General features: G+C 68.2%; 17 protein-coding genes. 4 read left to right on the top strand and 13 right to left on the bottom strand.

Going from position 1 to position 19,621, the window contains the following annotated elements:
• Positions 1-287: 287 nt before the first annotated feature.
• The 9 genes from DEFCA_RS0107155 to ppcB all read right to left on the bottom strand — a co-directional run bounded on the left by DEFCA_RS0107155 (position 288) and on the right by ppcB (position 9,069).
• Entirely contained in the window at positions 288-836 is a 549-nt protein-coding gene (locus DEFCA_RS0107155) for a hypothetical protein (protein WP_025322344.1), read from the bottom strand.
• A gap of 23 nt (positions 837-859) precedes the next feature.
• A complete protein-coding gene (locus DEFCA_RS0107150) occupies positions 860-1,045 on the bottom strand; it encodes a hypothetical protein (RefSeq protein WP_025322343.1) in 186 nt (61 codons plus the stop codon).
• Complete coding sequence (locus tag DEFCA_RS0107145; RefSeq protein WP_025322342.1) at positions 1,045-2,388, bottom strand: phenylacetate--CoA ligase family protein; 1,344 nt, start codon at positions 2,386-2,388, stop codon at positions 1,045-1,047. The genes DEFCA_RS0107150 and DEFCA_RS0107145 overlap by 1 nt, the downstream gene beginning before the upstream one ends.
• A 224-nt stretch (positions 2,389-2,612) precedes the next feature.
• Positions 2,613-3,209 (bottom strand): UbiX family flavin prenyltransferase, encoded by a 597-nt coding sequence (locus DEFCA_RS0107140; protein WP_025322341.1) that lies wholly within the window; start codon positions 3,207-3,209, stop codon positions 2,613-2,615.
• Complete coding sequence (locus tag DEFCA_RS0107135; protein ID WP_025322340.1) at positions 3,206-4,549, bottom strand: UbiD family decarboxylase; 1,344 nt, start codon at positions 4,547-4,549, stop codon at positions 3,206-3,208. Before DEFCA_RS0107135 ends, DEFCA_RS0107140 begins: the two co-directional genes overlap by 4 nt.
• Before the next feature lie 13 nt (positions 4,550-4,562).
• Entirely contained in the window at positions 4,563-4,817 is a 255-nt protein-coding gene (locus tag DEFCA_RS22175) for a phenylphosphate carboxylase subunit gamma (RefSeq protein ID WP_025322339.1), read from the bottom strand.
• 285 nt (positions 4,818-5,102) lie between these two features.
• Complete coding sequence (ppcA, locus tag DEFCA_RS0107125; RefSeq protein WP_025322338.1) at positions 5,103-6,551, bottom strand: phenylphosphate carboxylase subunit alpha; 1,449 nt, start codon at positions 6,549-6,551, stop codon at positions 5,103-5,105.
• A 220-nt stretch (positions 6,552-6,771) separates the two neighbouring features.
• Positions 6,772-7,314 carry a KdsC family phosphatase gene (locus DEFCA_RS0107120; RefSeq protein ID WP_051463203.1) on the bottom strand — a complete coding sequence of 181 codons (543 nt, stop codon included), beginning with the start codon at positions 7,312-7,314 and terminating at the stop codon, positions 6,772-6,774.
• A gap of 339 nt (positions 7,315-7,653) precedes the next feature.
• On the bottom strand, positions 7,654-9,069 hold the full coding sequence (gene ppcB / locus DEFCA_RS0107115; protein WP_025322336.1) for a phenylphosphate carboxylase subunit beta: 1,416 nt from the start codon (positions 9,067-9,069) through the stop codon (positions 7,654-7,656).
• Positions 9,070-9,283: 214 nt separating this feature from the next.
• Here ppcB and DEFCA_RS24060 point away from each other — a divergent pair, with 214 nt between their 5' ends.
• Entirely contained in the window at positions 9,284-10,165 is an 882-nt protein-coding gene (locus DEFCA_RS24060; RefSeq protein WP_025322335.1) for a LysR family transcriptional regulator, read from the top strand.
• 152 nt (positions 10,166-10,317) lie between these two features.
• Here DEFCA_RS24060 and DEFCA_RS20440 read toward each other — a convergent pair whose 3' ends face one another.
• The 4 genes from DEFCA_RS20440 to DEFCA_RS0107090 all read right to left on the bottom strand — a co-directional run bounded on the left by DEFCA_RS20440 (position 10,318) and on the right by DEFCA_RS0107090 (position 14,627).
• Positions 10,318-11,013 carry an HAD family hydrolase gene (locus DEFCA_RS20440; RefSeq protein ID WP_025322334.1) on the bottom strand — a complete coding sequence of 232 codons (696 nt, stop codon included), beginning with the start codon at positions 11,011-11,013 and terminating at the stop codon, positions 10,318-10,320.
• A 222-nt stretch (positions 11,014-11,235) separates the two neighbouring features.
• A complete protein-coding gene (locus tag DEFCA_RS0107100; RefSeq protein WP_169709490.1) occupies positions 11,236-11,685 on the bottom strand; it encodes a DUF120 domain-containing protein in 450 nt (149 codons plus the stop codon).
• Positions 11,682-12,782 carry a PEP/pyruvate-binding domain-containing protein gene (locus DEFCA_RS0107095; protein WP_025322332.1) on the bottom strand — a complete coding sequence of 367 codons (1,101 nt, stop codon included), beginning with the start codon at positions 12,780-12,782 and terminating at the stop codon, positions 11,682-11,684. The genes DEFCA_RS0107100 and DEFCA_RS0107095 overlap by 4 nt, the downstream gene beginning before the upstream one ends.
• Before the next feature lie 3 nt (positions 12,783-12,785).
• Entirely contained in the window at positions 12,786-14,627 is a 1,842-nt protein-coding gene (locus DEFCA_RS0107090; RefSeq protein ID WP_025322331.1) for a PEP-utilizing enzyme, read from the bottom strand.
• 774 nt (positions 14,628-15,401) lie between these two features.
• Here DEFCA_RS0107090 and tgt point away from each other — a divergent pair.
• The 3 genes from tgt to secD all read left to right on the top strand — a co-directional run bounded on the left by tgt (position 15,402) and on the right by secD (position 19,053).
• Complete coding sequence (tgt, locus tag DEFCA_RS0107085; protein ID WP_025322330.1) at positions 15,402-16,529, top strand: tRNA guanosine(34) transglycosylase Tgt; 1,128 nt, start codon at positions 15,402-15,404, stop codon at positions 16,527-16,529.
• A gap of 499 nt (positions 16,530-17,028) precedes the next feature.
• A complete protein-coding gene (gene yajC, locus DEFCA_RS0107080; RefSeq protein ID WP_025322329.1) occupies positions 17,029-17,364 on the top strand; it encodes a preprotein translocase subunit YajC in 336 nt (111 codons plus the stop codon).
• Positions 17,365-17,454: 90 nt separating this feature from the next.
• Complete coding sequence (secD, locus tag DEFCA_RS0107075; protein WP_025322328.1) at positions 17,455-19,053, top strand: protein translocase subunit SecD; 1,599 nt, start codon at positions 17,455-17,457, stop codon at positions 19,051-19,053.
• Positions 19,054-19,621 lie beyond the last annotated feature (568 nt).

Below are 19,621 nucleotides of genomic sequence, written 5' to 3'. Positions count from 1 at the left end.
CTCATGCCAAGTTGCGTTCCAACCGAGATCCATCCGGGGGCCGGGGCAAGGGGCCTGATTCCGGCCGTGCGTGAGTGCAGCATCCGACTCACGCTGCCCCCGACACTCAGCCCGAGTGTCCCCTGAACGGTAGGAAAGCGAACGTTGGCAATGCATTTCGGGTCACCGGCAGAGCGGGTATCGGCTGAGTGCCGGGGGCAGCGACTGTTGGAGCCACGCCCGGCGCTCCACCAGGCCCCTTGCCCCGCCGGTTCAGGGGTCTGATGGCTTTGAACGCAACTTGGGTATCAGCCCGCGCCGTAAAGGAGCTCCCGCAGCCGCCGAACCACCCGGGGCACCGCCTCCGGGTGCCGAATGGGGCACGGCAGGGTCCAGTCCTGCCAGGGGCCCAGGAGCTCGGCGTAGGGGTCGGCGCAGGCCCGGGAGAGCTGGAGGGGTACCTGCGGGAAATGGTGTTCCAATGTCTTTCGCAGGCAGCCCACCAGCCGGTCCCGCTCGGCCTCCCCCTCGGCGTGGAGGACCAGGGCCGAGGTCCCGTAGCGATCCCGCCGGCCCCCCAGCTTGCCGTGGAGGTATAGGTCCGGGTGGTCCTCGGCCAGCCGGTCGAGGATCTCCATGCAGGTCGCCTCGTCCGGGGCCACGGCCACCACCTTCCAGCAGTCCCAGGCATGGGGCAGGTCGATCTCCCTCCGGTCCGTCTTCAGCTGATCCAGCAGCCCGGCGAGGCACGGCAGGCACCGCTCGTGGATGCGGCGCTTCGTGCGCACCATGTGGGGGTGGGTCTCGAAGCTCCACCACCCCTCCCGGGACACCCGGTGCCCGAAATGGACCTCCATGGGAACGGGCCCGTCGGGCCGGGCTACGGCGTTTCCGCCCTGGCAGGCGGCTCGAAGTGGGCCCGGAGCACCCACAGGGTCCCCTCCATCCGGCGCACGTTCCGCTCCACCGCCGGGATGCCGTCTCCGGCCCGCTCCAGTTCCCTCAACGCCGAGGCCACCCGGTCCAACGCCTCGGCCACCTCGCGGATCCGATCGTCCGGAGCCATTACACGCCTCCCTTCTTGCGAAGATCGTGGAACCGGCGGGCTTTGACCTGGTAGCGCGGCAGGCTGCCGTAGGGCTGGGGCTGGATGTCGAAGTTGAGCTGGGTCTTCCACCGGAGCCGGCTGGCCAGCTCCTTGAGTAGGTTGTCCCGGTCCGGCGGGGCCAGTCCGTCGGGCAGCTCCACCTTGAGGGTGATGTGATCCAGGTCCCCCCGCTTCTCCACGAAGATCTCGAACTCGCCGTCCAGCTCCTCGAACGATCGGACCACCTCCTCCACGGTGACCGGGGAGAACAGCACCCCCTTCACCTTGGTGATGTGGTCCACCCGGCCGTGGACCCCACCTTCGAGGATCCGCCAGGTGCGGCCGCACCCGCATCCGTCCGCGGCCCACATGGACACGTCCTTGGTGTCGAACCGCACGCACGGCTGGGCCCTCCGGTCGAAGGCGGTGATCACGATCCGTCCCGGCACCCCGGGCCGGGTCACGGGCCGATCCGCATCCAACTCCAGGAGCTCCACCAGGAACATGGACTCGATCACGTGCTGGCCCCCGGGCTGGTGCCGGCACTCGAACCCCCAGGCGCCGACCTCGGTGGCGCCCACGTGGTCGTACACGGGGCAGCCCCAGGCGTCCTGCATCCGCTTTTTCGTCGTTGGAACCGAGGCCCCAGGCTCCCCGGCGCATGTGATCCGCTCGATGCCCCACTCCCGGGGGTCGGCGCCCAGGTCCTTGCGCGCGGTCTCGGCCATGCCCAGTACGTAGGTGGGGGTGGCCATGAAGGCGTTGGTCTTGAGCTCGCGCATCTTGAGCAGCCGCTCCCGGGTGCCCAGCACCCCGCCGGGGACCACCTCGCACCCGAGCCTCTCGGCCCCGTAGTGGGCGGTCCAGAAGGCGATGAACACGTGGTACCCGAAGGGGAAGAACACCCGGTCGGTGGGCCGGTACCCCTGGGCCCACAGGATCGTGGCCCAGAGCTCCGAGAACCACTCCCAGTCGGCCCAGGTGTCGGGCTGATACACGGGGGTGCCGGTGGTGCCCGAGGTCTGGTGGTACTCGGTCACCTCCTCCAGGGGCACGCACAGGGTGTCGCCGTAGGGAAACGGGTCCGCGCCCTGGCATCGGTAGTCGTCCTTGGTCACCAGGGGCACCTTGGCCAGGTCGTCCCAGGTCCGCACGTCCTCCGGCCGAAGGCCGGCCTCGTCGTACTTGCGGCGATACATGGGGCTTCGCTCGTATACCCAGGCGAACACCCGCCGGAACTTGGCCAGCTGGATCTCCCGGAGCCGGTCCGGGTCCAGGGTCTCGGTGATCGGGTTCCAGTACTCGGTTTCCGGGTACGGCATAGGTCCTCTCCGAGGCTAGGAAGCTGGAAAGCCAAAAACCTCCGCGATCTCTGAGCGCTGCGCCGACGCCACAAGTCGGGGAGGCCTGGGGCCTGGTGGAGCGCCGGGCGTGGCTCCTGCAGTCGCTGCATTCGGCACTCACGCACGGCCGGAACCAGGCCCCAGGCCTCACTGAGCTTCGGCGCGGCGGGGGAGCCGTCCAGCGGGCCGAAGGCCCAAGGGGCTCATCCTCCCGCCGACAGCACCTTCACGTCGCTGCCCTTCCAGCGACGGAACAGGTTGTGCTCGATGCGGAGCTGGTCGAGCACCTTGCCCACGGTCTGGTCCACGATCTCCTCCACCGTCCGGGGGCGGTGGTAGAAGGCCACCATGGGCGGCAGAATCACCGCCCCAATGTCGGCGCACCGGCGGAGGATGTCCAGGTGCCCTTTGTGCAGCGGGGTCTCCCGGAACAGCAGGACCAGGGGCCGGCGCTCCTTCAGGGTCACGTCGGCCGCCCGCACCAGCAGGTTGTCGTTGTACGAGTTGGAGATGGCCGAGGCGGTCTTGACCGAGCAGGGGGCCACCACCATTCCCTCGGTCAGGAACGATCCGCTGGCGATGGCCGCGCCCACGTCCTCGGGGTCGTAGACCTTGGATGCTAGGGCCTCCACCCGCTCCGGGGTCCAGTCGCTCTCGAGCCGGATGTTTCGCCGGGCGGCCTTGGAGAGGACCAGATGGGTCTCCACGCCGAGCTCTCCCAGCACCTGCAGGAGCCGAATGCCGTACTGGGGGCCGGTGGCCCCGGAGATGCCAACCACCATTCTGCGGGGTGCACTCATCGCTCTCTCCTCGTCAGGAACGCCCGGCACCGCTCCAGGGCCCCTTGGGGCACCCGAGCCCGCCGTCCGGGTACCCGGTGGTACCCGGTGGCGTCCACGGCCGCCTTGGCCGTGACCGCGTGCTCGTGGGCCGAAGGGTCGATGGGCTGGCCCCGGAGGCCCGGCAGGATCACCCAGTCCCGATCGGGCTGGCTGCGGCTCACTACGGACCACTCCACGTCCCAGGGATCTTCCACGTCCACGTCCTCGGCCACGGCCACCACCTGCTTCACCCGGGTCTCGCGCAGCAGGATCTCCAGGAACGCCCGGATCCGGTCCGGCGTTGCCGGAGCGAGCCGGACCACCACCGAAGCCCCGTACGAGAACGGGACGGCCCGGACCGCCGTGACCTCGACCGGCGCCGGACCGACCAGGGCCTGCACCGACGCTTCGGCCACCATGCCCAGGAGCCGGTCGGCCTCCCACCCGGTGGGGAGGAGGGCGTGGTACAGGGGGCTCTGCCGGCACCGGGCCGATTTCACCACGAAGGTGGGCGTGGCGGAAAACGATACGTGGTACCCGCTGATCTCCCCGAACGGGCCGTCCGGGCGCTCGTCCGAGGGGTCGATCTCGCCCTCCAGCAGGATCTCGGCCTCGGCCGGCACCGGGATACCGGTGTGGGGGGCGCTCACCAGGTCCACGGGCTCCCCCCGCAGGGCGCCGGCCGCGGCCATCTTGTCTTCGCCGGCGCGCCCCTTGAGGGCTGCGGCGAGAAAGGTGAGCGGCTCGTGCCCCAGGGTCACAGCGGCCGCCAGGGGCCGGCCCGCCGCCCTGGCCTGGGCGTACACATCGGACAGGGGCGGGTTCAGCAGGGCTACGCCGAACCGATCCGGTCCCCGTTGCTCCATGCGGTGGACGCCCCGGGCCACGGCGCCGGTGCGGGGATCCACGGCCGAGACAACGGCCGTGGTGAGGAACGCCCCGGAGTCGCCCTCGTAGTGGGTGAGCACGGGCAGAAACTCCCCGATCTCTGCCGGCTCGATCGAACGTTCGAGCACGGGGCCGTCGGTCCCGGTTCGCGGCGGGACCTCGGCGGTGCACCGTTCCACGAACGCGCGGCCGGCCTGCTCCGAGGGCACGCCCAGGCCGAGGGCCAGGACCTCGTCGTGGCACAGCACGTTCCCCACCACCGGCAGCGGGCCCCGGTCGGTCCGACCCACGTGCACGGCTCGATGCTGCCGGGACGCCACGTGGAGTAGGGCCGCCACCTCGTGTCGCACCGACACGGGGCCCCCCACCTCCGCCAGGCGGCCGGTGGCCCGGAGGAACTCCAGCACCCCGGTCAGGTCGCGGAACGCCACGATCCGTGCTCCCCTACCGCCACGCTTCCGGGATGGGGTCCACCTCCTCCACCACCCGGATCGACCAGGGCTCGCCCACCCACTGCCCCCGGCCCAGGCGGGGCCACAGCCTTTCCGGGTACTTGGAAGGCTCACTCGACACCTGGGCCCGGACCACCTGGCACCGGTACTTGGTCCGGCCCGGGGTGAGGTCCCGGATCACGAGGCGGATCTCCTCGTCCTGGGGGACCTCCTGCAGGTTCTCGAAAAACGCGTCGTATTCAGCCATGGTTCGGACTCCTTACCGGTAACTTCGGTCGTTGGTCGTTGGTCGTCGGTCTGGGCCTTCGGCCATATCAGGGGCCAGAATTCAGAAGTCAGTAGACAGGGAGAAGGATCTTCGGTGTGTCGAGAGGATCCCCCCGGGAAACCAAACTGCTTTTCGGGATTTCCTGTCTTCTGTCCGCTGGAATCTGTCTCCTGAACCGTCGGCCCCATGCCTCCGGCGTGAAGGCTTCGGACCAACAAACGTTACCCTTCCCCGTTGTAGGGCTCCGCAGGGGCCTCACGGGGCTTATTCGGAAAACCCGTATGCCTTCCAGTTGGCCAACACCTTGTCCCGGACCTCCTGGGGGTAGACCGTGTCGAACGCCACCAGGATCGGGATGTCAGAGGGCTGCCAGTCCCGCGGGAACAGGCAGTCGAACAGCACCTTGGCGCCCTTGCCCAGGCGTCGCTCGGCCGGGGTGGCGTAGGGGTTCAAGGGAGTTCCCACGTCGTTCTCGTAGATGTGGATGCCGTTGACCGGATGGCACCGGGTGGCCAGGGCGTGGATCACTTGGTTCTTGTTGTAGATGTCGGTGTTCTCGTCCACCACCACCACCATGTGGAACCAGGGGCCCAGCTTGCTGCCGAACACCAGGTTGGCGATCTGATGGGCGATGCCCGTGTAGGCGTGGCGGGTGCCGATCACCACCATGTGGTGGGTGGACTCGGGCCACATGTACACGCCGGTGATCGGGATGCCCTGGCTACGCAGGAGCTTCTCCATCTCGAGGCTCAGGGAGAACGATCGTAGGAGCTGGCCCTCGTCCGTGGGCACGCCCATGTTCGACACGGTGAGGATCGGGTTGTCCCGGAAGGTGATCGCCCGGATCCGGTACACGGTGCGCCGCTCCCGGGGCGAGGTGCGGTAGCCGGTGTACTCCCCGAACGGCGCCTCCTCGAGCCAGACGCCCGGCAGCACCTCGCCCTCGATGATGATCTCGGCGTGGGCCGGCACCAGCAGGTCCGAGGTCTCGCACTTCACCACCTCCACCGCCTCGCCCATGAGGAGGCTCGCGAACTCGTCCTCCGGGATCGGCGAGGGCGCGCAGGCGGCCACGCCGGATAGCGGGTCCATGCCGATCACCGTGGCGAACGGCATGGGCTGGTTTCGGGGCACGTACTTGTTGAAGAACATCTTGCCCATGTCGGAGAACGGCAGCACCGGGCCCACCATGGTCTTCTCGTCGAACACCATCTGGCGGTACATGCCCCAGTTCACCTCGCCGGTGTCCGGGTCCTTGGCCACCACCATGTGCCAGGTGGCCAGGTACCGGCCGCCGTCGCCGTCGTGGACCATGGGCGCGGGCAGGTTGAACAGGTTGGCGTCGTCGCCCGTCCACACGTTCTGCTTGCACGGGGCCCGGCTGCGGTCCACCACCCTGGGCTTGAGGGGCTCGCCCCGCTCGGTGCGCTCCACATAGGCCCTGCCGATCTCCGGGATCGGGGTGTCGGCCGGAAGCCCCAGGGACACCGCCAGCTTCCGGTAGGTGGCCAAGGGCGCGCCCAGGGCCTCGAAGCCGGGGTAGTCTTTGATCTTCTTGAAGTGGGGCGACGGGCCTTGGAGCTCGCACACCCGCCGGACGATGGCCCCGAGCTCCAGGTCCCAGTCCACCTCGGGCTCCACCGTGACCAGGTCTCCGGTGGCCCGCAGGGCCTCGATGAACTCGCGGTTGTCCTTGTAGTAGCGGTACGCCATGGGGATCTCCCTTTCATGTAACTTCCGCTAGAAGGCTGGAATGCCAGGAGGCTAGAAGGCTTGGAATCCTGCCGGATTCCCATGCGTTCTAGAAATCATCACGCCTCCTTGTCTCCACCTCACGGTCCGGAAAGCATGGTCTAGTTTCTAGTTTCTAGTCTCTAGACGGCCCCGCAGGGGCCTGATGGAGCTTTCGTCGTGGAGCCGGGGCTCTGAGGCCTCAGCCCCAGCCCATGTTCGCGATCTTCTCCACCAGGGCGCCCCATCGGCCCTGGGCCCTGAGGATGAACTCGGCCAGCTCCCGCAGCATGCCCTCGCCGCCGGCCCTGTGGGTGATGAGATGGGCCGCGTCCCGGACCTCGGGGACCCCGTTGGCCGGGCACACCGCGAATCCCACCCGGCGCATGGCGCCCAGGTCGATGACCTCGTCGCCCACGTAGCACACCTCGTCGGGGCCGATGCCGATCTCGGCCATGATCTCCTCCATCTTGGCCCACTTCTCCTTGGCCGCGTACACCCGCTTGATGCCCACCTCCTGGGCCCGGGCGAACACGATCTTGGACTTGCGGGTGAGCAGCGCCACCTCGATGCCCGACATCATCAGCACGTTGGCCCCGAACCCGTCGTCGTGGTGGAACACCTGGAACTTCACGCCGTCCTCGTTGAACAGGACCATGCCGTTCGTGAGCACGCCGTGGACGTCCAGGACCACCAGTTTCACGCGCTTGGCCCGCTCGATCGCATCCATCATGTCGTAGGCCATGGAATGCCTCCTTTCATGTAACTTCCGCTAGGACGCTGGGAGGCTGGGACGTTGGGAGGTCTGAAAACCTCTCGGATTCCCGCGCCTTCTAGGCATCCCCATGCCTCCTCGCCTCCACCTCACAGTCCGGGGGCATGGGGATCAGGAGTCAGAGGACAGACGTCAGTGGGCAGGGCGTGGTCCCACGACGCCGCTTTGGCCCCAGTGTCTTTGCCCCTCTTCTGGCTCCTGTCCCCTGAAACCCATGCCCCGCCGCCGATGGCCCCAGGACCACCAAGCGTTACCTTTCCTCGTACCGGGCCCCGCAGGGGGCCTGGAGGGGCTTCTCAGGAAGTTCTCTCAGTCGTCCAGCCCCAGCTCCTTCCAGCGTTTCTTGATCCGCTCCACCACCTCGGGCACCAGGGCCACCTCCACCGGCTTCTGCTCCCACTCGAACGGAACGGTGGCGTCCAGCAGGATGCGGGAGGTGATGAGCTTGTTGGAGTCGGGGTCCAGGGCCGGGTCCAAGGGCGTGGAGCGGCCGCGCTGGATGATCTGGGTGTCCCGGGCCGGGTCGAAACGGGTGGCCAGGGCCCACCAGACCCGGGGCAGGTCGTCGGCGCGCACGTCGTGGTCCACCACGATCACCCCCTTCGTGCCGTAGGTGCAGGTGTTGCTGGCCACCACCGCGGCCGCCACCTGGCTGGCGTGGCCGGGGTACATCTGGCGCACGCTCACGATGGCCCAGAACCGGCCGCAGGCCTCGGGCGGCAGGTACACCGACTCGATCCCGGGGATCCGCATCTTCTCCAGCTCGGTCCACAGGGTGGCCCCGCGCACGAACGCCAGCATCCAATGGTTGTCGGTGACCGGGCGGCCCACCGACGTGGCCCACAGGATCGGCTTGTTCCGGTGGTACACGCGTTCGACCACCATGGAGGGCTTGGGAATGGGGTGGAACAGCTCGTCGGTGTAGTACCCGGTGTACTCGCCGAAGGGCCCCTCGGGCCGCAGATCGTCGGGGTCGATCCAGCCCTCGAGCACGATCTCCGCGTCGGCCGGGATCGGAAGGCCGGTGACCTTGCCCTGGGTGACCGTGACCGGCTCGCCCCGGAGCGACCCCACCACGTCGTACTCGCTGGCCTTGGCCACCATGGCGCTTCCCGCGAGCATGAGCAGGGGATCGCACCCGATCACCACGCAGGCGGGCATCTTCTGCCCGGCCTTCTTGTACTTCTTCAGGATGCGGTCGCCCCGCTTGCCCTTGAGGATCTGGACCCCGATGCGGTTCTTCTCCTGGGCCTGCATGCGGTAGGTGCCCAGGTTGATCCCGCCGGTCTCGGGGTCGCGGGTCACCAGGAACACGGCCGTGCCGATGTAGCGGCCGCCGTCCTTCTCGAAGAACCGGGGCGAGGGGAACCGGAAGATGTCCACGTCGTCGCCGCTGTACTCGTTTTCAAACACCGGTCCCGACTCCACCTCCTGGGCCGGGATGATCTTGTCCACCGCGAGCTTCATCCACTCGCGGGTGAGCTCGCACAGGCTCAGATGGGTGGGTTTGTCCAGGGCCAGGGCCAGCCGCTGGGTGGTGGCGAACGCACCCGTGAACACGGGGCTGTCGTAATCCTTGACGTTCTCGAACAGGAGGGCCGGCCCCTCCTGTTCTTCCACGAGCTTGGCCACGTGGCTGAGCTCCAGGTCCCAGTCCACCTCGGCGCCGATCCGCTTGAGCTGCCCCTCTTCCTCGCAGCGGGCGATGAAGTCCCTGAGGTCCATGTCTCCCTCCTTCGCAAAAAATCGTTTGATGGGTTGCGACTCTAGCGCCCGGTGGAGGCGGGGTCCAATCATATGTTTTGCGCTGATGTATAAGGTGGAGTTATGCTGTTGGTCGCAGGTCGCAGGTCGCAGGTCGCAGGTCGCAGGTCGCAGGTCGCAGGTCGCAGGTCGTCACCCGTCACCCGTCACCCGTCACCCGTCACCCGTTACTGCCATGCTCAACTTCAACCAGTTACGAACGTTCTACGAGGCCGCACGGAGCGGAAGCTTCACTCGGGCGGCGGAGGCCCTGTGCGTCACCCAGCCGGCCGTGTCGGGGCAGATCCGGGCCCTGGAAGAGGCCCTGGGGCTTCGCCTGTTCCGACGTCGGGGTCGGAACATGGTGCTGACCGAGGCCGGGGCCCTCGTGTTCCGGCAGGCCGAGCGGGTGTTCGCTCTGGAGAGGGAGATCGAGGGGCTCGTGGAGGAGCTCCGGACCGTGCGGCAGGGGCTGCTCAAGGTGGGCACCACCAAGACGTACGCCCGGTACGTCATGCCCGACATCCTGGGCCGGTTCCACGCCGCATACCCCGGGATCCGGATCGTGCTGGACGAGGGGGCGTCCGCGGCGGTGGTTCGATCGGTGGTCGAAGGCCGCAGCGAGATGGCCGTGGTGGGTCTGGCCGAACCGGTCCGGGGACTGCGGTGCGTTCCGTTCCGGAGGGAGGAGGTGGTGCTGTTCGCCGCCCCGGGCCATCCCCTGGCGGGCCGGGGAGAGGTGGGGTTTTCGGAGCTGGCGGGGGAGCTGATGGTCCTCAAGGAGGAGGGCTCGACCACCCGCACCCTGGTGCGCGGCGCCTGTCGGCGGCACGGCGTGTCGCCCAAGGTGCTGGTGGAAACCAGCAATTTGGAGTTCATCAAGGACGTGGTGGCCCGGGGGGAGGGGGTCTCGTTTCTGGTTCGGTGCGCCGTGGAGGAGGAGCTGAGGGCGGGGAAGGTGGTGGAGATCCCGCTCCGGGACGAGCGCCTGTGGCTCGACGTGTTCATCGTGTGCCCGGAGCCGGACGTGCTCTCCCCTGCCGCGCAGGCGTTCCTGGAGATCCTGGAGGAAAGCTAGGGGGGCCAAGCGGCTGGGCGGTTAGGCAGCTAGGCGGCCAGGCGGCTCTCGAACCGCGCCAAAGCCCAGGGGGGCTTGGGGTCTGCGGGAGAGCCGCGCCCGGCTCTCCGACAGGTCCCTTGCCCCTCCGAGCAGGGAGCGACAGCGCCGGGTCAATAGCTTTGGGCTTTTGGCCTTCCGGCTTTCCGGCATTCCAGCGGCTCGCAGAGCGAACCCACGACCTCCCGCAGGTCGGTCAGCACCAGGTCGGGCCGGGCGGCCCGGATCGCCGCCTCGGTGCTCTCGCCCCCCAGCACGATGGCCACCCGGCAGCCGGCGGCCCGGGCGGCCCCGATGTCGGAGAGGCTGTCCCCCACCATCAGGGCCTCGGTCGCGGTCGTGCCCAGGGCGTCGAGAGCCTTACGGATGCCGTCGGGGGCAGGCTTCATCCGAGCCACGTCGTTTCGGGTCACCACCACCCCGAACTGCCGATCGATGCCCAGCCGGCTCAGGATGTGGGTTGCCGCCCTACGGCCCACGTTGGTCACGAGGGCCGTGGGGACTCCGAGCTCCCGGAGCCGGGTGAGCACCGGGGCGGCGCCCGGCCGCAGGGTCCAGCGAGTGGCGGCGTCCAGGTCGTACCGGTCGTAGATGGGCCCCAGGGTTTGCTCCATGCGGGCGCGCAGGGCCGGGGAGCCCGCCTCCATCGCGGCCTCCCAGATGCCCGCGTAGTTCAAGCCGGCGAACCGCTCTGGGCCGCATCCCAGAACCCCGGCTGCGGCCCGGCGCAGCTCGGCCTCGGCCTCTTCCAGCTTCCACTGGAAGTCCACGAGCGTTCCCTCCAGATCGAACAGCACGCACCGGACCATGGAACCCCTCCTCGGGTCAACGGGGGTGTAATGCCAGGTCGCATCCGAAGCCAGCGATTTGGGGGCCGTTGGCCCGGAGCGCTCCGGCCGAGCCGTTCAAGCCGCTCGGCGCAGGGGAGCGCCCGCGGCGCGTGCTCTCACGCGCCGCAGCAGACCGAGCCGTAGCGGCTTCGGCTAGGCCGTCTTCTCCGGCGGAGGACCAACGGTCCCCAAATCGCCCCCCTATGAGCTCATCTTGATCGCAAATTGATATAAGGCCAGGGAGCACCGGTCCCCGTCCCGCAGGCCGAGCTCCTGTCGGAGGCACGTGGCCGCGAGCACCTCGACCAGGCCTTCGGGGTAGGAGGGGATGTGGGGACGCACGATCACGCCGGGAACCCGGTCGGCCACGAGCACCGGGTAGCAGGCGGCCGAGCAAAAGGAAGGGTCGCCGGGCTCCAGGAGGAACCCCGGAACCCGGCGGACCCGTTGCCACCGCGCCAGGGAAGCGGGATCGCGCACCAGGATGTTCAGGGTGCCCGGGAACGGGCGGAACCCCGCCCGTTCCCGCACCTGTTCGACCACCCAGGGGAGGTCCACGAACCCCGCCGCCTCGCCCCTGCCCGAGGAGACCACCCCTTCGATCCGCACCGGTGCCCCCTGGGGGCGGGCCGAGGCGGAATCGGTTTTCACACGCCCCCCACGGTCTGGGCCTTGTTCTGGACCGGCACCCCGGCCAGCAGCTTGCCCACGATGGCGTCCAGGGCCGACTTGGGCTTCTCCTTCGCCACGGTTCGGGCCGGTTTCTGGGACCACACCGTCTCCGGCCGGGCCTGGAGGGTCACGATGCTCTCCGGGAAGGGGAGGTCGGCGTCCACGGCCCACTCCACGTCCATGGGCCGGCCGTAGTGCTTCTCGATCCGGCGGGCGAGCCGGGTGAGCTCCTGGATCTCGTCGTCCGACAGGGAAGGCTTGGCCCGGTCGGCCTCGGGCACCCCCATCCGGCACACCCGTCCTGCCGCTGGGTCCAGCAGGTAGGCCTCGGGCTTGGGCACCACGGTGCGCCGCAAGATGTCGAAGGTGACCTTGTCCACCAGGAAGTCGTCGGGGGTGATGTCGCCCGAGACCACCCCTTCGCCAAAGCCCCAGGCGGCGTTGATGGCCACCTTGGAGCGGTCGCCGTTCACCGGGTTCAGGGTGAACAGGACCCCCGAGGTCCGGGCCCGGACCATCTTCTGGACGCCCACCGAGATCCGCACGTTCTCGTGGGTGAACCCCTTCTCCTCCCGGTAGGCGATGACCCGGTCGCTGAACAGGCTGGCCCAGCAGCGCTTGACCTTGTCCACCACCTCGTCCTCCCCTCGGACCCAGAGGTAGGTGTCCTGCTGACCGGCAAAGGAGGCGTCCGCCATGTCCTCGAGGGTGGCGCTGGAGCGAACGGCCACCGGCAGGTCCTCCACCCCGCACCGGTCGCACAGGGCCCGGTAGGAGGCCCGGATGCCTGCCTCCACCTCCGCGGGGATCGGGGCCTCCAGCACCATGCGGCGGGTCTCCTCACCGACCTCGTGCACCGGCACCCCGTCGCGGATGCGGCGCAGCACCTTGCAGATGGGCTCCTTGATGCCGGCCCGGGTGAGGAAGTGGTAGTAGGCCTCGGTGGTCACGGCGAACCCGGGCGGCACCCGGATCTCGGCCGCGAGCAGCTCCCCGAGGCTGGCGCACTTGCCCCCCACCAGCGGGGTGTCGTCCTTGCGACACTCCTCGAACCACGCGATGTCTTTTCGGCTCATTCCCTACTCCTCGACGATCGAGACGACGCCGGTGTTGCCGTCCACACGGATCTTCTGACCGGTCTTGAACGCCTGGGTGGCGTTGCCCGTGCCCACCACGGCGGGCAGCCCGTACTCCCGGCACACGATGGCGGCGTGGCACATGATGCCGCCCACGTCGGTGACCGCGGCCTTGATCTTGGTGAACGCCGGCGCCCAGCTGGGGCTCGTGGTGGGGCACACCAGGATCTCGCCGTCCTGCAGCGTGGAGATCTCGGACACGGTGCGGCAGACCCGGGCCGGGCCCTCCACCACGCCGGGGCTTCCCGCGAACCCGGTGAGCTCCCGCACCGGGCCCTCGCCGGCCTCCTTGCCCTTGGACCAGGCGGCCATGGTCTCGCTCGTGATGCCCCACAGCACGATGGTGAACGGCTCGGTGATCGTCTCGGGGGGGGTGCCCACGGCCGGAGGGGGCGTCCACTCCTTGAACTTCTCCATCACCTGCTTGCGCCAGGCGATCTCCGGTCCCCAGTGGAGCCTGCCCATGGGCTGGGTGCCGGTGGCCCACGCGGTGACCATGTCCCACATGGCCTGCTTGATCTCGTGGCGGTTCAGGAGCCAGATGTCCTCCACGTCGTCCCAGAACCCGGCCGTCACGAAGCGGCGCGACACCTCGCGCATCTTGTTCCAGAAGATCGAGTGGAACCAGTGCTCCACGTAGAACAGGTGGCTCTCCACGTACGGGAACACCCTCTGGGCCGTGCCCACCAAGTTGTCGAACATCTCCCGGTCGTCGTCCGAGCCCAGCAGCTCCCGGTACTCCGAGATGATCCGGTCCCGCTCCCGCTTGAGCTCACCCAGGGGCCGCTCCAGGGACTCGCCCTTCTTGAGCTTCTGGATGTACATGCGGATGGAGCTCAGGGGGATCTCCAGTTCGTCGATCCAGGCCGGGTCGTGGTGGAACCAGCCCGTGCCGGTGGAGATGTAGAACCAGGGGTACTTGGCCTTCTCGAACCGCTGCTCCCACAGGCGGCCGTCGTTCGTCTTCTTGAGCTCCTCGAACAGCTCCTCCACCGAGCGCTCCACGAGGATCTCGTCCTCGATGCCCAGCTCGCAGGCCAGGCGGGCCAGGCCCTTGAGCTCCTCGTCGGGCTGGTACAGGATCACGTCGATGCCGCTGACCATCTGGGTGACCCGCTGCAGGGGGATCCCGGGGAAGGCCTTTTGGCAGAAGTCCAGGAGCGTCACGTACGCCGCATACCCCAGGTTCAGGAACTCGAAGTGGTACTGCCAGGCCAGGATGCCGAGCTGGATGAGCCGGTCGTAGGCGGTGAGCAGCTCGTAGCCGCTGCTCCGGCCCACGGCGTCGAACACGACCGAGTCCTCCTCCATGTCGGGCAGCTCGGGGATCGTGAGCTTGTCCAGCTCCTCGATCACACCCTTCATCTTGGTTTCCCACTTGGCGTAGAGCTCGTCCCAGTTCTCGTAGTAGTACCCGGCCCGCTTCATGAAATGCTCGACCCGGGCGGGGATCTCGGACGGGTCCTTCACCGGCACCGGGGTGATGTAGATGCGGCCGTTGATGATGCGGTGGTCCACACCCAGGGCGGGGGGCACGATGAAGATCCGGGTGTTGTACTGGGACAGGGCCAGGAACCACGCCTCGTCCCAGATCATGTCGAAGGGGTAGATCGGTTCCGGGTAGTGGAGGCCGTCGTAGAACCAGAACATCGACGCCTCGTACTCCTTGCGCTCGGGATCGTCGGCCCCGAACCGGTAATGGTAGGGGTACATCCGCTCCCACCCCTCGGTTCCGGGGATCGTGAAGACGTCGTGGGGACTGGGAAAGCCGCCGCCGTTCGCCATGGTGTGCCTCCTTTTTTCCAGGGGGACCGAAACACAGAAAACCGGTGGGAGCGAAGGGATGCAGGGGTCGTGCCAAAACCTGTTTCAAGGGGCGAAAGGGATGGAAGAGGGCGAAACGGAGGACGGAAGCACACAAAATACGTCAGTAGTGACGCTGGGGCGGGTGGGGAGGGCGCTGCGTCGAGAGACAGGGTTTTATCGTGCGGCTCTGGTGACGCATCGATGCCGTGCACGGCGGCCCGGTTCCTGGTATGCTCCGCCAGCCGATCGCTTGGGCGCGAAGGGGGCTAGGGCCTTCGGCCCGCCGGGCGGCTGGGCTGCTAGGCGGCCAGGCGGCTCTCGGGTTGTTGCCAAACCCTGCGCTGCGTGCGGGGCATGGGGTCTGCTTCCGGCCGCGCGCGAAGCCGGGCATCGAGATTCGCCGCGCAGGCACAGGGGCATCAGCGGTGGCTTCATGACCGTTCGGCGGGGCCCGAACGAACTCACGGTGCGAACGTTGGAGGCGCTGCGCGGCGAGCGAAGGAGCCGCACGCGGCTCTCCAGCAGCCCCCATGCCCCCTAGCTCTGGCGCGGTTCCTGGTATGCTCCGCCGACCGATCGATTGGGCGCGAACGGGGCTAGGGCCTTCGGTCCGCTGGGCGGCTAGCGGGCCGAAGGCCCCAGACCGACGACCGTAGACCGACGACCGTAGACTGACGACCGTAGACCGAAGTTACGAAGAGCTTCCCAACAGCTTTCTAGCTTTCCAGCCTTCTAGCTTTTCAGCCGAAACACATGGACACACAGCCCCCAGGTTTTTCCCTGCTCGCGGTCGATCCCACCGGCGCCCGGCGGGGACGGCTGCATCTGGCCCACGGCACGGTGGAGACCCCGGCCTTCATGCCGGTGGGAACCCAGGGGACGGTGAAGGCGATGACCCCCGAGGAGCTCGAGGGGCTCGGCGCCGAGATCGTCCTGGGCAACACGTACCACCTGTACCTGCGGCCCGGGTGCGACGTGATCCGGGTGTTCGGGGGGCTCCACCGGTTCATGCACTGGGACCGGCCGATCCTCACGGACTCGGGGGGGTTCCAGGTGTTCAGCCTGGGGCCCCTGCGCCGCATCCGCGAGGAGGGCGTGGAGTTCCGGAGCCACCTGGACGGTAGCCGGCATCTGCTGACCCCGGAGCGGGTGGTGGAGATCCAGGAGGTGCTGGGCTCGGACGTGATGATGGTGCTGGACGAGTGCCCTCCCCATACGGCCGAGCCGAAGTACCTGGAGCAGAGCCTCGAACGCACCCACCGGTGGGCCGTGCGGTCCCTCGCGGCCCGAACCCGACCGGAGTTGGCCCTGTTCGCCATCCTCCAGGGGGGGGTGAACCCGACGTTGCGGAAGCGCTCGGCCGAGTTTCTGCGGGACCACCCCTTCGACGGGTACGCCCTGGGCGGCTTGTCGGTGGGGGAGGGGCAGGAGCTCATGCTGGCCACGGTCGAGGCCACCACGCCCCACCTGTCCGCGGACAAGCCCCGGTACCTGATGGGGGTGGGCACGCCCGAGGACATCGTGGAGGCCGTGGCCCGGGGCGTGGACCTGTTCGACTGCGTGCTTCCCACCCGAACCGCCCGAAACGGTTTGCTCTTTACTTCACGAGGGCGGCTTGCTATAAAGCACGCTCGATTCGAGCGGGATCCGCGTCCGCCCGACGAGGCGTGTGAGTGCTATACCTGCCGAAACTATTCCCGGGCCTACCTGAGGCATCTGTATAAATCGCGCGAGATTTTGGCCTCGCGGCTCAACACCCTGCACAACCTGCACTACTACCTGGAGCTGATGCGCCGGATCCGGGCGGCCATCGAGGCGGGGACCTACGCACGGTTCGTCACCGAGTTCCGACATGCCTCGGCCGGGGAGTTGAAGGATTGATACCAAGTTGCCATCCAGTAGGATACCCAGCCGGGGGCGGGGCAAGGGACCTGCCTCCGGCCGGGCGCGAAGCCAGGCATTGAGATTCGCCGCGCAGGCACGGGGCGGGGGGCTGGCTTCATGACAACCCGTTGGAATCCGCACCCTTTCGCAGTCCAGACGCCGGAGGCACTGCGCGGCGAGCGAAGGGGCCGCGCCCGGCTCTCCGACAGGACCCTTGCCCCTCTGGGCAGGGGGGCAATAGCTTTGAACGCGACTTGGTATGAGGCCTCGCCTCGGGCCCCTGCTGGGCCGGGCAACAGGGCCGGCGGGTCAGGAGACAGATTTCAGCGGACAGAAGACAGGAAATCCCGAAAAGCAGTTCGGTTTCCCGGGGGGATCATCTCGACGCACCGAAGAGCCTTCTCCCTTTCCACTGACTTCTGAATTCTGGCCCCTGATACGGCCGAAGGCCCCAGATCGACGACCAACGACCGAAGCTATAAGGAGAAACCAAGTCATGGACTTTCTGTTCCCCGCCACCGCGTTCGCTATGGGCGCCCAGGGCGGCGCCGGATCCGGCGCGCAGGGCAACCCCATCGTCAGCCTGCTTCCGCTGATCCTGATGTTCGTGATCTTCTACGTGCTCCTGATCCGGCCCCAGCAGAAGCGCCAGAAGGAGCACAAGGCCATGCTCGAGGCGCTCCAGCGCGGGGACGAGGTGGTCACCTCGGGCGGGATCCACGCTAGGGTCACCGGGGTCACCGACGAGACCGTCACCCTGGAGATCGCTCCAAACGTCAAGATCAAGGTGTCCAAGCCGGCGATCGCCACCGTGAAGAAGCGGGGCGGTTAGGCCGGAGCTCCCAAGGCCCGCGGCATCCGTCGGCGGGCCTTGGCGTTCCGTGGTACCGAGGATCCGCCCACCGCCAGGAGGGAGAGGTCGATGTCCATGAGCCTCAAGTGGAGGGCCGCCATCGTGGCGGCCGTGACCGTTTTGGGGATCGTGTTCCTGTTGCCGAGTCTGATGGGGTCGGACGCCAATCTGCCCGGGTTCCTGGCGGAGCGGAAGCTGCACCTGGGGCTCGATCTCCAGGGCGGGATGCACCTGGTGCTGGAGGTCCAGGCCGAGAAGGCGGTGGAGCAGGCCGTGGAACGCATGGCGGCCGAGCTGAAGGCCGCGTTGCGGGAGGCCCGGATCCGGGCCCGGGCCGTGGAGGCCCAGGGCAAGACGATCCGGCTGGTGCTCCGGGACGCGGAAGCGGCGGACCGGCTCCAGGCGCTGCTGGACGACGACTACCCCATGCTGCGACCCGTCGCCCGCGCCGAGGAGGGAGGTCGGGTCGTGGTCAAGCTGGGTTTGGATCCGGCCGAGGCCAAGCGGCTCGAGAAGTACGCGGTGGACCAGGCCATCGAGACCATCCGCAACCGGGTGGACCAGTTCGGCGTGACCGAGCCCACGATCGTGCCCCAGGGAGAGCGCCGGATCCTGATCCAGCTTCCGGGCATCAAGGACCCGGAGCGGGCGATCCGGCTGATCGGCAAGACAGCCCAGCTGGAGTTCCGCCTGCTGGCCGAGGACGTGAGCGTGGACGAGGCGCTCAAGAACGGTCCGCCCCCGGGGACCGAGATCCTCTATGAGCACGAGGTCGACCCGGTCACCCGGCAGGTGGTGGGCCGCCGGCCCCTGGTGGTCCAGAAGCGGGTGCTCATGGGTGGGGACGTGATCACCGACGCCCGGGTCCAGATCGACCAGCGCTACAACGAGCCTTACGTCACGCTCAATTTCGACAAGCGCGGCGCCCGCATGTTCGAGCGCATCACGGCCGAGAACGTGGGCAAGCGGCTGGCCATCGTGCTGGACGGGGTGGTGCAGTCGGCCCCGGTGATCCGGGAGCGGATCGGCGGTGGGCGGGCCCAGATCACGGGTCGGTTCAGCCTGGAGGAGGCCCGGGACCTGGCGATCGCCCTTCGCTCGGGGAGCCTGCCCGCACCGGTCAAGATCCTGGAGCGCCGCACGGTGGGACCGTCCCTGGGGCACGACTCGATCCGGGCGGGCCTGATGTCCCTCGTGATCGGCGGTGCCCTGGTGGTGCTGTTCATGGGGTTCTACTACAAATGGGCCGGGGTGGTGGCGGATCTCGCGCTCGTCATGAACGTGGTGCTGATCCTGGGGGCTCTGGCCCTGTTCGAGGCCACCCTGACCCTGCCGGGCATCGCGGGCATCGTTCTGACCATCGGCATGGCGGTGGACGCCAACGTGCTCATCTTCGAGCGGGTGCGCGAGGAGCTGAGGCTCGGAAAGTCGCCCGTGAACGCGCTGGACAGCGGCTACGCCAAGGCGTTCGTCACCATCCTCGACGCCAACGTGACCACGTTCATCGCGGCGGCCGTGCTGTGGCAGTACGGCACGGGGCCGATCAAGGGGTTCGCGGTGACCCTGGCCATCGGCATCGTGGCCAGCATGTTCACGGCCATCGTGGGAACCCGGGTCATCTTCGACGCGTTCCTCCGGCGGCGCACGATCCGCCGGCTGAGCATCTAGATGGATTCCGGGTAGCTAGGCCCGTTGGGCGGGCGCTCCACCAGGCCCCATGCCGCCGGGCTTCGGCGCGGTTCGAGAGCCGCCCAGCTGCCTAGCCGCCTAGCAGCCCAGCCGCCCAGCGGGCCGAAGGCTCTCCGACCGACGACCAACGACTGACGACCACCGAAGTTACTGGGAAGCCCCCTCAGGCCCCTGGGGGGCCGTCCAGAGACTGGAAACTAGAGACTAGAAACTAGAACAAACCGGGGGGTAGAACTTTGGTGGGGGCTTCACCAGGCCCCTGCGGGACCCTACACCGGGGAAGGTAACGTTCGGTGGTGCGGGCACATTGCCGGCGGCGGGGCATGGGGCCTGTTTCCGGCCGTGCGCGAGTGCAGCATCCGATCGCCGCGCCTTCGCATGCCGTTGCCGGAGCAGCTTGTTCGGGCGGCGACAGCGGAGGGGCCTGGAATTCGATGAAGCTACAGATGTTCGGGGGGCGCGGCGAGCCAAGGAGCCGCGCCCGGCGCTCCACCAGGCCCCATGCCCCCGAGCTTTGGCGCGATTCGAGAGCCGCCCGGCCGCCTGG

It is taken from the genome of Deferrisoma camini S3R1, assembly GCF_000526155.1.
Lineage (GTDB): Bacteria > Desulfobacterota > Deferrisomatia > Deferrisomatales > Deferrisomataceae > Deferrisoma > Deferrisoma camini.
The sequence above is the reverse complement of the archived record's forward strand: the minus strand, read 5'-3'. Positions and strand labels throughout refer to the sequence as shown.